At 64.3% G+C, this 15,122-nt stretch carries 10 protein-coding genes; 5 read left to right on the forward strand and 5 right to left on the reverse strand.

Features of this window, described 5'->3' with window-relative positions; all coding sequences use genetic code 11:
- Positions 1-3 precede the first annotated feature (3 nt).
- Genes OG326_RS06830 through OG326_RS06840 form a run of 3 tightly spaced genes read right to left on the reverse strand, consistent with a single transcriptional unit; the run spans position 4 to position 4,085 of the window.
- Positions 4-1,581, reverse strand: a complete 1,578-nt coding sequence (locus OG326_RS06830; protein WP_327143757.1) for a serine/threonine-protein kinase — start codon at positions 1,579-1,581, stop codon at positions 4-6.
- A gap of 9 nt (positions 1,582-1,590) precedes the next feature.
- On the reverse strand, positions 1,591-2,886 hold the full coding sequence (locus OG326_RS06835; RefSeq protein ID WP_327143758.1) for a DUF7373 family lipoprotein: 1,296 nt from the start codon (positions 2,884-2,886) through the stop codon (positions 1,591-1,593).
- 8 nt (positions 2,887-2,894) lie between these two features.
- Positions 2,895-4,085, reverse strand: a complete 1,191-nt coding sequence (locus OG326_RS06840; protein WP_327143759.1) for a DUF7373 family lipoprotein — start codon at positions 4,083-4,085, stop codon at positions 2,895-2,897.
- A 172-nt stretch (positions 4,086-4,257) separates the two neighbouring features.
- On the opposite strand from OG326_RS06840, the gene OG326_RS06845 reads away from it, so the two are divergent.
- Genes OG326_RS06845 through OG326_RS06855 form a run of 3 tightly spaced genes read left to right on the forward strand, consistent with a single transcriptional unit; the run spans position 4,258 to position 8,492 of the window.
- On the forward strand, positions 4,258-5,634 hold the full coding sequence (locus OG326_RS06845) for a DUF7373 family lipoprotein (RefSeq protein WP_327143760.1): 1,377 nt from the start codon (positions 4,258-4,260) through the stop codon (positions 5,632-5,634).
- A 10-nt stretch (positions 5,635-5,644) separates the two neighbouring features.
- Positions 5,645-6,901, forward strand: a complete 1,257-nt coding sequence (locus OG326_RS06850; RefSeq protein WP_327143761.1) for a DUF7373 family lipoprotein — start codon at positions 5,645-5,647, stop codon at positions 6,899-6,901.
- A 16-nt stretch (positions 6,902-6,917) separates the two neighbouring features.
- Positions 6,918-8,492 (forward strand): serine/threonine-protein kinase, encoded by a 1,575-nt coding sequence (locus OG326_RS06855; protein ID WP_327143762.1) that lies wholly within the window; start codon positions 6,918-6,920, stop codon positions 8,490-8,492.
- Between the two features lies 1 nt (position 8,493).
- Here the strand turns inward: OG326_RS06855 and eccE are convergent, their stop codons facing one another.
- Positions 8,494-10,215 (reverse strand): type VII secretion protein EccE, encoded by a 1,722-nt coding sequence (gene eccE / locus OG326_RS06860; RefSeq protein ID WP_327143763.1) that lies wholly within the window; start codon positions 10,213-10,215, stop codon positions 8,494-8,496.
- A gap of 12 nt (positions 10,216-10,227) precedes the next feature.
- Entirely contained in the window at positions 10,228-12,063 is a 1,836-nt protein-coding gene (gene eccA / locus OG326_RS06865) for a type VII secretion AAA-ATPase EccA (RefSeq protein WP_327143764.1), read from the reverse strand.
- A gap of 155 nt (positions 12,064-12,218) precedes the next feature.
- Here eccA and eccD point away from each other — a divergent pair, with 155 nt between their 5' ends.
- Together eccD and mycP are read left to right on the forward strand one after the other, a co-directional pair.
- Positions 12,219-13,694: a type VII secretion integral membrane protein EccD gene (gene eccD, locus OG326_RS06870; protein WP_327143765.1), complete on the forward strand. Its 1,476-nt coding sequence runs from the start codon at positions 12,219-12,221 to the stop codon at positions 13,692-13,694.
- Entirely contained in the window at positions 13,691-15,118 is a 1,428-nt protein-coding gene (gene mycP / locus OG326_RS06875) for a type VII secretion-associated serine protease mycosin (RefSeq protein ID WP_327143766.1), read from the forward strand. Before eccD ends, mycP begins: the two co-directional genes overlap by 4 nt.
- The last annotated feature ends 4 nt before the right edge of the window (positions 15,119-15,122 follow it).

Genomic DNA, 15,122 nt, shown 5'->3' on the forward strand with positions numbered 1-15,122 from the left:
GGATTATTTTACGGTTGCGTGCAGGATCGGGAGCAGCTTTTCGAGCAGCACTTTTTCTGAGCCTGTCGACCACTCCGTCAACGCGGCAACGGCCTGCGGATCATCGAGGACGATGACAGTGGCAGTGCTGGCGGTGACGGCGGCCGGAAGATTCACAAGGCTGCCGCCGCCCGCATCGGCATCACTACGCACGGCTAGTACATAGCCTGTGTCCACTCCGGACATCGCGTCATACTGAGGAAATGTTCCGGAGTTGGCTGGCCGGGGGTTGGGCTCATTACCCTGACTGTTGAACTTCGGGTTGTAGGTGAATCCCAGATCCTCGAAGAACTTTGCCTGAGGGCCTGGTTTCAAGTCGACGCTCATCGAGGGGTCCTGGCCGTGCTGGCCCCAGATATTAACGGCCCCGATGAATTTCCCGGCAAAGGCGGGATTCTGTGCACGAGCCTCGGATACCGACGTCGGGGCGACTACACCCGATGCGGTGGAAGCCGCAGAATTGTGCTGTGTGGCCCACACTCCCACACCTGTGGCCAGAGCGATCGCCGTCGCGGCAACCGTCCCTATGAGTACTCCACGCCGGGGGTGGTTCGGTTTCGAATCGACCGAGTCGCCCGATTCAGCGAAATCATCGTTTGCTGAGTCGTTCCCAGTCCGAGCTCGGAGTGCCGATGGTTCACTCGCACCGATCACGGCGGGTCGATGCTGTGGCACGGTGTCCATCGAGAGGTCGGAAACCCCGTATTCGAGAACAGATTTCAAAGCGGCGGTGAAGTCGTGACAGGTCTCGAACCGGTCCGCCGGGTTCTTAGCCATGGCCACGGCGAGCACTTTGTCGATATCGGCGGGCAGTGTGGGGTCTACGGCAGTGAGCCGAGGCGGAGGCTCGTGCAGGTGTCCGATCATCACCATGGCCGGTTGGTTTCCCGGATAAGGGTTTTGGCCGGTGGCGAGTCGGAAGAACGAGCAGGCGAGGCTGTATATATCGGCGCGATGGTTCAGCCGCTCCCCGCTCAGTTGTTCAGGTGAAGCGTAGGCGATAGTAGCGACGAAGGCGCCGGCCTGAGTGAGCTCATTCGTGTCGTCAGTGGATTTGGCTACACCGAAATCGGTGAGTAGTACCCGCTCTTCGCCGTGGTCACCGGTTGAGAGCAGGAAGTTCGCAGGCTTGACATCACGGTGCAGCAGACCGCGGCGATGCGCGTGATCGAGTCCCCGGCCGACTTCGGTCGTGATGTGCAGCGCGCGCCACGGCGTCATCGAGGTCGACTTCTGCGCGGCGGCATCCGCCGCGTCGATACCGTTGACGTACTGCATGGCGATCCACAATTGGCCGTGGTCCTCGCCGCGGTTGTAGATCGAGACGATATTCGGATGGTCCAGTGCGGAAGCCAGATTCGCCTCACGCTCGAAGCGCGCACGGTACTCGTCGTTGGTGCTGAACTGCGGGCTGAGCACTTTGAGTGCATCCCAGCGCGGGAGTTCCGGGTGCTTGGCCAGATACACCGTGCCCATGCCACCTGTGCCCAGCACGCGTTCGATGCGGTAGCCGCCGACGATGGAGCCCGGTCCGATACTCATGTGGATTCCTTACAGGTACTGACTGTTGGCCAGCAGGGCATACTGTGCGGCGGCACGCTGATGGACATCCGCCAACTGCGCGCCGGCGACGCGTGCGACGTAGCGGTCGTAGCGCAGAGTGCAGATGAAGCGGTCGGGCTCGTCCCAGTAGTTGTTGTAGCTGTCGCGCTTAGGCTTCGGGTTCTCGGCGCAGGCGACGTCGGGGACGTTCGCGGGCTTGTCTGCCGTACCGGTCATGAGGCCGTTGATTCCAGCCCATAAAGCGGTAGCGGCCTTCGTGTCAGGGGTTCGCAGTAGTAGCGCACCTTTCTGGGCAGTGGCAATTCGATCCACTCTGTTGTCGTCGAGCAGTCGCTTCCAGGCGACTTGATCATCGACATAGTGCAGGTAACCGCGAGGTGTCCGGGTCGCTTCGGCGTCCGCGTCTGGACGAAGGAGTTTGTCGGGGTGCAGGGTTCGGCGCAGCATTGCGTAGGGGTCGTAGTCCAGGAACAACACTTCCCTGGCAGACAGCGGAGGAGTTTGGTCGAGCAGCGGTACTTGCGCGGCATACACCTTCTCGATGAGATCCTTCAGCCCGGCGAGCTCAGGTTTCGGCAGCTGAACGAATACATTTACGACATACTGGCCGTAGGCGAGGGTGGCAACCATCGATGGAATGCCCTGCCGCCAATGAGCTTTAGCGCTCGGATACTTGTCCAGGGTGATATGCGTGTTCAGGTCGGCTGCCACGTCGAAGTCGGCTGCCTCCATTTGTGTGGCGGCCGACTCGGCCTCTTGCGCGCTCGGGAACTGCAGCGCGGTGATATTGAAGGAGGTGGCATCAGGATCCGTATGCCCACCACCGAAAGGATGAAAGATGCCGTAGGCACTTGGGTCGCCGGTGTCGGGCAATGGACGAGTGCTGGCCGATGCGCTGTAGCCGAACATCATGTTATTGCGCTCCGCCACCGGCTCGGTCACACTCGCAAGCACAGAAGATATCGACCCCAATGTGGTGATGGACCATTGCATGACGCCATGGGCAAAACTGGGATCGACGTCCGGACCTGTTGCGACTGCGTCCGCCAGCCGCGCGACCGCGAGTTGCTCCCCACTGAGAGCCTCGTGCCGGTACGTGCCTCGGAGGTCGGCAGGGATGGTCGGATAGGTACCGACCGCGAGCTTCCGCACGTCGATCTCGCCTGCGACAGCCGTTCCGTCCGTACTGCTCCCACAGCTGGCGAGCACTGCTGAAGTCAAGACGAACGCGAGTGCGCTGAAAGCCACTCCGGCAGTGCGGCGGCGATTGCTGAAGAACTCCACTGCTGCCCCTATTTGCTGTTGGCGAGAATCGCGTACTGCGCCGAAATACGCTGATACAGATCTTGTTGCTGATCGGACCAGATTTCGATGGCATAGCGCTGGTAGGCGACGTAGCAATGAAAGTTGGGAACGAATGGTCTACGTTCGTAGTATTTGCTGCATCGCGCCGTCGGCAGTCCGGGCGGTGGGTCGACTCGCTGCTGGAATCTATCGATAGAGATCTCATCGACGTAGGTTTGAGCGGCTGCGGCGTCACGAGTGCGCACCAGTCTTCCGGCACCGTAACTCACGAAATCCACCCCGGCTTTTTCGAATCGCGCCGGGGCTCTGTCGGGATCGTCGACCTTGTGCAGGGCCCCGTGCCGGTCAAGTGTTCCGTCGAAGGGGTAAGCGGTGTTGTCCCCCGTCGGCAGTGGCAACGTCAGCCGGAGCATGCCTTGCGGGTCGGTTGGAAGGGACGCCAGTTTATCCGGGAAGGTCGGCTGGAAGGACTTCAGCCGGTCGGCCGTGACGGTGATCGCCTTATCGGAGAGCGCCCGCAGACTAGCTTGGTCGGATACTTTCAGAGCGCTGTTCGCCTGATCGCTGACGAGGGTGATAATGACGAATTGTCCTGTCGCATACCAGGACGCGAGCTCCTGATACTTGGGGATCCAGGAGAGGTGCGCGGTCGGGTACTGAGTGGATTGTGCTGGCTCAGTGCTGTCGTTCGTGCCGAAACGATTGTCGAACCCGCTTCGAGCGAGGGCCGTTGCGGCTGAGCCGGCGGCGTCTGCGGTATCGAAGATCATGACGGCATCCGTGAGTTCGGTCGCGATGTAGCTGTCGTCGTTCGACTGTCCCGAAGTGGAGAAGCCCGCGACCAATCCTGCCGTGTTGGCCGAGAAATCAGTGATGTTGAAATAGCCGAATACCGGGTCACCGGCGAAGGATTCGACATCCACGAAGGGGTGGGTAAAGGAGGAGTGGTACCGCAGTGATGGGTCGACCTCCTGTGGCAGCGGCATGATGTTGCCCAGTCGTAGAGCCTCCATAGTCCGGGCTGTGCGTGCCGGATCTTTGAACACCCGATCCTGCGGCCTCGACGAGTAGCTGCCCACATTGAGCTTGCTCAGATCGACCGGATTCTCCGCAGCCGCAACCGATTCGGAGCCACACCCCGAACTCGCCAGTACGGCAATCGTGAAAACCGCACCCATCGTGGTGCGTAGTCGCAATCGGGCCGACCCCCGCCGGTTCCCCAAGCCGTGCCGCATCTACTGCCCGCCCCCACTGATACCGCTTGCTGATCTTCCCTCGTTCTAGTGTGCAAAGTGTACTGGTCGTACGGTTCGACTGTGCGCCCGTCAAGGTCGCCCCGGCTGCCCTTGGATGGCGGAACCCACACCGATCACGATAGATTCGCCCCGTCTGCTCACGACACGGTGGAGTCCATCGCGCTGTGCCGGCGACGCTGTGCATTATGGGGCGAGGCTGTCGGGGCGGCGCCGCTGGACCGGTTCTTGCTGGTCCGGTACTGGTACGTCGATTGCTTGGAGGCAGTTCGTGGGGGCGTTACGGGGGAGTCTGACGGCTCTGTTGATGGCGGTTGCGCTGGCGGCAACTACGTCGTGCGGGTCCGATTCCGGTGCCGCAGCGGCGGAACCGCCGGTTGATCTCGGCAAGCTCGACGTGGGCAGCTTTCGATCCGCGCCTGAGGACTACGCGCCGCCGCAACCGGTATTCGTGGCGCGGGTCTTCCAGGCGGAGCGGTTGGGTGATCTGATGCCGCTGCCCTCGGAGATCGACGCGGGCTTGAAACTCAACGATTCGACTGACGTGCATGCCTTCCTGGCACCCAGTGACGGCGGGCACAACAGTCCGATGTTCGGGTGGGTGAAGCCGGACGGGTTCGATGACCTGGCAAAGGGTTTCATCGCAGGCTTCGCTACCACAGGCGAAACCGAAGAGGTCGGTTATCGCCTATCCGTATCTGCGCTGATGTTCGAGACCGATGTGCAAGCGCGAGCGGCGCAGGCCGCTCTGGCGCAGCGCGGCCCGGATGCCGGGGCAAGTTCGTTTGCGCAGGCCAGGTCGCCGAGTCATCCGGATGCGAATGCCTACTGGATTCCTGATGTGCAGGCGCTCGTTTCCTTCTATGCAACAGGCAAATTGGTGCTCGTCACTACGGTCCAGGACCAGGAGAACGTCACGCTGAAGGTCTCGGATCAGGGATTGCTGGAGTCGCTCGCGGACAAGGCGATCACGGTCACCTCCGAGAAAGTGAAGTCGTTCGAGCCGACGCCTGCCGCGAAACTTGCCGGTACGCCGCTGGATCCCGATGGGTTGCTGCGGATTTCGCTGCGGCGGCCGAAGGGCGATTCGTTCATGAATATGCCCGGCGTATACGGCGCACACGGCTACCTGCAGCTGCGCGAGGACCCCGATAAAACCGGCCGGACCTTCGAGCGGTACGGAGTCGATCGGGTCGTCTCCGATGCGGGCTTACTGCTGCGTACTCGAGATGCCAAGTCCGCCAAGGAATATTTCGACAACGAACTATCCGACAAACACCTGGTCACGGCCGACTCGCCACCAGGTCTGCCCAATGCGCGGTGCCAGAAGTATCACGGACCCGAATACGGTGCGATCCCGTACTACTGCACTGTGACGTTCGGCCGATATGTGGCGCAGATGTGGGGCGAGCAGCTACCCGAGGTGCACCAGCGCATTTCCGCCCAGTACGCCATTCTCGCCCGGAACAAGTAGGCGGTACCCGATGAAAACGCATGCTCGTCGATTCTGGTTACTCGCGCTCGTAGCCCTGTCCACTGCCCTGCTTACCGGCTGCGGCAGTGTTTCGGGGACGCCGGTGGCCGGTGAGATCGATATCAGGAAACTGGATATCGGCACCTACCCGATCGATCCGTTCGACTATCGCGCGAACTACAATCCGACGCCGGATAACAACCAGGCCCTCGCCATTATGCGACTGGCCGATCATGTCGCAGACGGGCTGGAGATCGATCCGAGCCTGAAATTCGGGCGCAGTGGGCGGGCGATCACGCAGATTTCGGATATCGACTTTCTGATCAGCGAGGCCGAGGTCCCAGCGGTCGATCGAAACCATATGACGTTCGGCTTCTCGATGTCCGCGTCTACGGCGGAAGCCGCTCCGGACAACAGTTCGCTGCAGCGCGATGTCAATAAGGACGAGGACGGAACCGCGGCAGCAGACGGTACGATCGTGGATCTCAGCGTCATACAGTTCCCGGATGCCGGATCGGCCACCAAGGCCGCCCAGGAGATGGATGCGGCGGACTTCGCGGTGGCGGATACCAATGTCGCGGTCAGTCTGGATGGGTATCCAGATGCGAAAGCCCACTGGCGGCCCGGTATTCCGACGTTGGGTGCGACCCTGGCGCACGGCAGCTATGTGATCGCCACCTTCGTGAAGAGTCCCGCGCCCGATCTCGGCCCACTGACGGATATGACCAGGAAGGCGCTGGCCGCCGAGCTGCCGCTACTGGACCAACTGCCGCCGCTTTCTGCCCGCGACCTGCTGCATTTCAGGCCGGATGCGGATGCGCAGGCGATGTTCCGCCGGACCCTGCACCCGGAGGACGACCAGTTCCTGGCTATTGGGCATGACAGTGTTCTCATCCCGCGTGGCTTTCTGCACAGGGCCTCACAGCCGGAGGTCTGGCGGGACCTGATGGGTGCCGCCCGAGTCGACAAGGTGTCCGAAACTGCCGAGGGCACACAGCTGATGCGAGTTCCGGACCGTGCCGCAGCGAAGAAGCTCGAAGACGGTTACGGGTTGCTGTTCAAGAACAACACCGATGCGCCGCCCGGTGTACCGGACTCGTTCTGCCACGAATCCTCGGTCGATGCCGGCGGCAACCCGAAGACCCGGTTCTCGTGCGTCGTGCGATACGACCGCTACGTAGGTCGCGTGTTCAGTGCGCAACTGCAAGACGCACATCAGCGCGCTGCGGCGCAGTACGCGCTGCTGACCAATAGTGCGTGGATGTAGAGCGGGAGCAGGATTCATGAATATCGGGCCGGGGGCAATCGTCGGCGGTTATCGCATCGAGCGTGTGCTTGGCGCGGGCGGTATGGGGACGGTGTATCTCGGCAAGCACCCGAGTCTGCCGCGGTGGGATGCCTTGAAGGTGCTCAGCGACGAGATGACTCGGGACGCGGAGTTCCGGGCGCGATTCGAGCGGGAGGCCAATCTGGCCTCCGGCCTTGATCATCCGAATATCGTCTCGGTGTACAACCGCGGTGCCGATCACGGGCAGCTCTGGATTGCCATGCAATTCGTGGACGGCACCGATGCGTCGGCAGCCATGAAGCGGTATCCGGCAGGCATGACGCCGGAGCGAGCGCTGCGGATAGTCACAGAGGTGGGACGGGGCCTGGATCACGCGCACCGCCGTGGGTTGCTGCACCGTGATATCAAGCCCGCGAACTTCCTGCTCTCGGCGGTCGACCTCTCGGCCGTCGACGGTGATGAAGAACGTGTGCTACTCACCGATTTCGGTGTCGCCAAGTCCATGCAGGACACCAGCGAACTCACTGCGGCCGGGGAGTTCGTCGCCACCATCGCCTATGCCGCGCCTGAGCAATTGTCAGGCGGGGAGCTGAGTAGGCACACCGACATCTACAGCTTGGCGTGCTCGTTCTACAAACTGCTTACCGGACGTAATCCCTATCCGGGAACGCAAGCGGCGCTGGTGATGACGGGGCATCTGTACGAGCCTCCGCCGCGCATCACCATCGTCCTTCCGGGGTTGCCGCCCGCCCTGGACCAGGTACTCGCGATCGCGATGGCAAAAGATCCGGCCCGGCGCTTCGACACCTGCCGCGAATTCACCCACGCACTCGAACTCGCACTCCGGTACGGGGTATCGCCGGCATCGGCCGCTACCCGACCTGAAAGGGTTTCCTCAGGCGGAAACCATTCGACCGCAACTCCATTCGACGCCGAAGCGCTGAAGGTCCGGGTGAAACCGGGTGCCCGGAAAAAGCGATTGATCGCGCTCGTTGCCGCTGCGGCGGCATTGGCGCTCGTTGCCGGGATCGGTCTGTGGGCTGTTCGAGGTTATGACTCCGGCGAGCCGGGTTCGACGGCTGCGCCGACGGCCACGACCGTTGCCGCGCCGGGGAACGTGGCGGAGGCGCGGCAGCAGAATCCGGCGTTCCTCGGGAAAATAATTGCAGCAGTGGACATCACGGGTGAAGGAGGCTACGAAGCGACGGTTGCCGTGCATCTGAAGCCCAGCCCGCAGGCTGCTTTTTTCGAAGCTCTCGGTTTCGTCTACAACAATACGTGCGTGCGTAATGGGAACGAGCCGACGCCACGTGTGATGGTGAAAGATCCGGCGGGGGATCCGACTCTGCTCAGTCAACTCGACTCCGGCTACTTGCTCGCGGTACGCAGCGACACGTCCGCCGGTGGCGGTGGACTGGTGAATTTGCCCTTGGAAGTCACCATGCGGCATGCCACGGTGCTGGTGCTCGACGACCCCAAAGCAATTGATGCCCTGCGCAATTGGACTGATGCCTCCGAGCGGATCCTGCTCGACAAGCTGCTGCCCGTATTGCGCAAGGGCGTCAAATGATTCAGCGGTAGCTGATGTCGCCGCCGATGTAGTGCTGTTCCGTCGGGGTGGTGACCAGCTGCGCCGTGGTTCTCCGCGCCGGGGTGTGGACCGTGACGGTGTGTGGTGCGTCGGGGTGCTGGACGATTGTTACGTCGGCGTCGGGCTGGTAGTTCGGGGGGAGGGTTTCGTGGAGGGTGATGACGGTGGCCGAGCCGGGTGGGGCGGTGGAGGGGACGCCGTCGAAGACGATGACGGTGGCGGCGGGGTTGGGGGCGCGGGAGGTCATGACGCTGTTGCGGGAGCTGTGGGTGACCGAGGAGGCCAGGGAGAGGGCGTGGGTGGCACCGACATTGGTGACCATGTTCTGCCAGGCCCAGGGGCGGGCGGTGTGGACTACGGCGCCGGCGCCGAGGGCGATGGCGCGGAGGATGACCTGTTGGGCCAGGTGCAGGTCGGAGATGATGTCGATGCGGCGGGAACCGTTGCCGATGAGGGGTACTGCGATTCCACGGCCGGTGGCGTCGGCCCCGATGAGCTGGCCGCAGCCGGCTGTGGGCACCGCGATATCGGCCAGGGCGCTCACCGGGCCGCGGTGGGTGCGGGTCTGCAGTTCCTGGGCGCCGAACGCGAGAGTGTCTGTGAGCGCCCATAGTTGGCGCTGGGGGAGTTCGCGGAGGCCGAGGACGGGCGGCTCGTCGAAGGACTGGGGGGTGTCGTAGCGGACTCGGGCGTCGACTTCGATGAACTCGTCCTGGCGGTCGGGCGTGGTGGACGGGGCGGGGCGCAAGCGCACGGTGACCGTGGTGGCCAGGCTGCGTACCGACCAGACCGAGGCCAGGCCGTCCGCGGTGAAGAGCGCGGGGTCGACCTGGAAGCTGGTGAGGTGAACACCATTGTGTTCGAGGTACTTCGGGGTTTCCACGAATTCGTTGAGCGGGATGCCCCGGGTCAATTCGCGGGTGGCGGCGGTCATTTCGGACGTGGTGAGCACCGAAGCCGTAATGCCGCGAGCAGCAAGGCGATTGGCGACGCGGCGGGTGGCGACGATGGCCGCGCGCAGTGCGCCCTCCGGGCCGCCGCCGCGGTTGTGCACAGCCTTGGTATTGGTCAGCGGGTTCAGGCGCAGCACCAGCCACACCGTGCGGTGTGCGATAGCCGGTAGCGGGCCCAGGATTTCGTCGTACAGGCGGCCCAGCGGCGCGATGCTGGCGGCGTAGCCCGAGAGCACGGCCTCGGTGCCCGCCGTGCGGGTACCCGTGCTGATCACATCGGCCGAATCCAGCTCGACATCGTATTGCCTGAGGCAGGAGGCGATTTCGGCCAGCGGCAGCAGCTGATCGGTGCTCAGTGAGCCGCGACGCAGCAGGGTCAGGGTGTCGGGCGGGGTGTCGATGCGCAGCATGGTGGTGAGCAGCGTTCCGTCCCAGCGCAATCCGTAGCTGCCGCCGTCGGGCAGCGGGACGTCGAACTGGGTCGACTCGTCCACCGCGCGGTGGCCGAACTGCCGCCAGCGGAAGGCCACCCAGCTGCCCAGGCGCAGGCCGATCGGCTTGCGGCGCACCGGGGCCAGCCCGATCACGACGGGCAGTCCGCCCGCCAAAGCTATTGCCCACCATGGTGTATGGCAGGCGACGGCGATCAGCGAGGCCAGTACCCCCACCAGCGCCACCGGTATGACCAGGCGCAGCGGTAGCGCCCGGAACAACCAGAGTTCATCCGAACGCAGTTCGGGATTGGTCACAGCGAGCCCCCCTCAGTCTGTGGCAGATGACAGGCCGAGCGAGGTGAGCAGCGTGGTCAGCGCGGCCTTCATATCGGGGGCTTCGATGCGCATGAGCGCGGCCTCGTCGATCTCGCTCAGGTCGATCGACTCGTCATTGGCGAGCCGGAATTCGCGTTCTTCCTCAGCGGCTTCGATGAGGTTGCGGATGAAACGGCCGTTGCCGGCCATATCCACACCGCGGCGGGACAGCCCGCTCTGATCGGTGCTCTCCAGGTCGTACAGCTTCTGGCAGGTGTGCACCAGCTGCTGCAGCGCGCCCTCGGACAGCTCCGAATCGCGCGAATTGGCAATGACCTGACCGATTTCGCCGAGTTCGGGCGCGGTGTAGGACGGGAATTGCAGGCGCTTGGAGAAGCGGGACGCCAGACCGTCATTGGCGGCCAGGAAGCGATCGATCTCGCCGTCATAGCCGGCGATGATGACCACCAGGCGCGAGCGGTCGTTCTCCATGCGGGCCAGCAGCGTGTCCACGGCCTCGCGGCCGAAGGCGTCACCGCCCGAAAGTCCGGTCTGGATCAGCGTGTACGCCTCGTCGATGAAGAGCACGCCGTCCATGGCGGTATCGATCAGCTTGTCGGTCTTGATCGCGGTCGAGCCGAGGTGCTGGCCGACGAAGTCGGAGCGCTTGGTCTCGACGACCTTCTCGGTCTTGAGAATTCCCAGGCCGCAATAGATTTTGGCGACCACGCGGGCAATGGTGGTCTTACCGGTTCCGGGCGGGCCGGTGAAGGCCAGGTGCTGACCGCGCGCGGAGCTCGACAGGCCCTTCTCGGCACGGATGCGCGCGAGCTGCGCACTCGATTGCAGCTTGGCCACCTGGGTTTTCACCGCGGTGAGGCCGATCTGCCTATCCAGTTCGGCGCGCGCCTCGGCCAGGATCGTCTTGGCGCGGTCCTCGTTCTCGGCCTGCTTCTTCTCCTCCAGCGATGCGGCGGTGGCCGGATCCCACTTATCGGTGCGGGCGTCGATCACCTCCTTGGAGGTGATGGTGATGCGATAGGTGCGGTCGCGCATGGCGGCGGTATTGGCATCGAAATCCGGTGCCTGCGAGTACACCTTCTCGAACAGCGACTGCGCCTCGTCGGCCTCGCCGTTCTCGCGCAGGCACAGGCCGCGGCAGAACATGGCGGCGGTGCGGGCCGCCGGAATCGGACCGGCCTCGGCCTTTTCCATGCGGCGAATGGCCTCGCCGAACAGTCCCAATTGCGCACAGGCTGTGCCGACCATCACATGTGCGCCAGCGGCCAGATAGGGATCTTCCCAGGCGTCCGATCCGGCGAGCACCGTCATGACGTCCGGCCAGCGCTGGGTGTTGTAGTGCAGGATGCCGCGTACGTAAGAGCTGACCCGGCCGTCGATTTCGAAGTCCGGTTCGCCCGCTCGCGCGCGGCGGTGCTTGGCCAGCTCGTCGAGCACGATCTCGGCCTCGTCGAACTGCTTGTCGGTAATGAGATGTGCGGCGTAGGCGAGCCAGATTTCGGTGAAACTGGACAGCGGGTAATCGATGTAGAGGCCCGGCAGGAAACGTCCAGCAAGCACCCGCGGCGGCAGCCCCAACCGGCGCTGCTCCCGGGCCAGCGAGGTGGTGCTGGTCTTGTACAGGTTGTACAGAACGTCCTTGGTTACCTCACCGGCTACGGCCCGGCCGAGCCAGGCGTCGCACATGGTGGGGTCCCACTCGGTGGCGCGTTGAAAGGCCAGCTTCGCGTACTCGAGGTCCTTGTTGGACTCCTGCCCGTCGATGCTCAACCCCAGAGAGAGCACCCCCGCGTCGAAGGCGCGTTGTGCCTGGCGAGTATCGATCATCGTAGTCGAACCCCGAATTCGTTGAACCTGGTTAGGCTTTCGTTCACAATCCCCACCCACCCGTGCGGATCGCACAGTAGCGGACAGTCGGATACATTATGGTTAACCGCCCTGGGGCGGCAACTGTTACTAAGGGTGAGGGAGCAGTTCAACACGTGACCGCACAGTCGATCAGCGGCTTGGGCGCCGCTGAACCCGAATTGTGCCGAGTGTCCGTCATCGGGGGGAATACCCAGCTCGACGTCGGTCTGCCGGCAAACGCACCGATCGCCGCTTTCATCGGCGATCTGGTGCAGCTCATCGAATCTCGCAATCCGGATCCGACCGGAGGCGAGGAGGGGGGAACACCGCTGCAGCCGCAGCATTGGACGCTGGCCAAACTCGGTCGCGACATGATCGCGCCCAGCCAGACGCTCAATGACGCTGAGGTCTATGACGGCGAGCTGCTCGTGCTGCGATCCGTCGCCGCCAAGGAAGCGCCCGCGCTCTTCGACGATGTGATCGACGCGGTATCCCGGCTCACCACAGAGGAATTCCGTGGCTGGTCGGCCGGCGCCGCGCGCTGGACCGGACTGTCCGCCGCGATTGTGGCCGTGGTGTTCGCGCTGGTGCTCGGTGCGATATCGCGTGGTGCGGGCGATAATTTCGTCGCACCGATCATGCTGCTCGGCGTGGGGGTCGGCGCCTTGGTCGCGGCCGTGATCGCCCAACGCAAATACGCTGATGAGCTGACCGCGACAGTGCTCATGCTGTGCTTGCTGCTGCTCACCTTCGGTGGCGCCGCGCTGGCGGTGCCGGGCTCGCTCGGCAGTCCGCATGTGCTGCTGGGCGCTTCGGCCGCGCTGCTGGTCGCCATCATCGGTTATCGGATGGTCCGGGCGGGCGCGGCGATTGTCGCGGCGGTGGTCACCACCGCCGTATTCCTCGGCGTGGCCGCCGCGGTTCGCATGGTCTGGGACACCGACCTGCCGAAACTCGCTGCGGGCGTGCTGGTTGCCTCGATCGTGCTGCTGTCGATGGTGCCTCGACTGGCCGCCATGCTGGCCAGGCTCCCGGTGCCGCCGGTGCCGTCCGCGGGTGAGGCCATCGATCCCGCCGACCACGAACCGCGGCCGACCATCGAGGGCATCGGGGCCATCGGCGCGACCGTACTGCCGTCGGCGCACGGGCTCGGATTGCGTGCTCGCACCGCCAATCACTTCCAGACCGGCATGGTGGTGGGCAGCGCCATCGGCGCGACCGCCGGTGCGCTCGGGGCCGCTGATCCGCTCGGTGCGGCGCGCTGGCAGGGCATTGCGCTCGCGGTGGTCGTCACCATCATCCTGTGCCTGCGGGGCCGCGCCTTCGCGGATCTCACGCAGGCCTGCGTCCTGATCGCCGGTGGCTGTGCCACTTTCATCGCACTCGTGGTGCTGCTGGCACTCGACGATTCCGGCAATTTGCTCGTCTCGGCCGGACTGCTGCTCGCCTTCGCCATAGGCGCGATCGTGTTCGGCGTGATCGGTCCGCACATCGAGGTGACCCCGGTGACCCGGCGCTTGAACGAGATCTTCGAATACGGCCTGATCGTATCGATCGTCCCGCTGGTGCTGTGGCTCGCCGATGTCTACTCGATGGCGCGCAACATATGAGATCGCTCTCCGGAAGCTGGGCGCGAATACTGTGCGCCGCAGCCGTTCTCGGTGTTGCGCTGCTGAGCCCGCAGGGGACGGCGACGGCGCGGCCGCTGGAGACGGTGGCGCCGCCGACGGTGGATCTGGGCGCACTGGGACAGGCGCAGGCGCTCAGCACCAAGCCCGCGCCGCTGGTGACCACCCAGCAGGGGCAGACCTGCGCCGAACCCGCGCTGAACGGTGTCGCGCCGCGCGATGAACCGGTGTCGCAGCGTGTGCTCGATCTGTCCGCGGCATGGCAGTTCAGCCGGGGCGCGGGGCAGAAGGTCGCGGTCATCGACACCGGTGTGAACCGGCATCCGCGGTTGCCCGGTCTGCAGGCCGGCGGTGACTATGTCTCGTCCGATAGCGACGGCACAGTCGACTGTGATGGGCACGGCACCTTCGTCGCCGGCATCATCGCCGCACAGCCCAGCGCGGACGATGCCTTCGTCGGCGTCGCGCCGGATGCGCAGATTCTCGCCATCCGGCAGTTCAGTGAGGCCTACAAGGCCAAAGACGCGAACACCGACTCACAGCCCGGCGCCATCAGCACGTCCGGATACGGCAATATGCTCACCCTCGCGGCGGCCGTGGTGCGTGCGGTCGATATGGGCGCGACGGTCATCAATATCTCCGAAGTCGCCTGTTCCGCAGCGGGAAACGACAATGCCGACGGCGCGCTCGGGGCCGCTACCCGCTACGCCTACGAACGCAATGTGGTGGTGGTGGTCGCTGCCGGAAATGTGGACAGCAGCACCGGATGCGGAACGCAGAATGACGAAAACGGCTGGGGCAAGGTGAAAACCGTGGCCAGTCCGGCCTGGTTCAATCCGTATGTGCTGACGGTCGGATCGGTCGACCCGGACGGCAGTCCGTCGAAGTTCACGCTGTACGGGCCGTGGGTGGATGTGGCTGCGGTGGGTCGCAATATCACTTCGCTCGACAGCAAGCCCGGTGGTACCGGCCTGGTCAATGCTGTGGTGGGCCAGTCGGGTTTGGCGCCGATCAACGGCACCAGTTTCGCCGCACCCTATGTGGCCGGGCTCGCCGCTCTCGTCCGCGCCAAATTTCCGGATATGACCGCACAGCAGGTCATGGATCGGATCACCCGCACCGCGCACGGTCCCGGCACCGGGCGCGACGATCGCATCGGGTACGGACTCATCGATCCGCTCGCCGCCCTGACCGCACAGCTGCCCGACCAACCGGTGAGCGCCGGAGCCGATAAGGCCCGAGCCTTCCCCGCGCCCGAGAAGCCGGCAGGGCCCGCACGGCTGCCGCGCCTCGTCGCCACCATCGGGTCCATCGTCTGCCTCGCCGCGCTGGGAATCGGTCTCGCACTGTCGATTCCATTCCGCCGCGCACGCCGCGACGACGAGCTGCCCGACCTCGACTCGTAACGAC

It is taken from the genome of Nocardia sp. NBC_01327 (genome assembly GCF_035958815.1).
In the GTDB taxonomy this organism is placed as follows: Bacteria; Actinomycetota; Actinomycetes; order Mycobacteriales; family Mycobacteriaceae; genus Nocardia.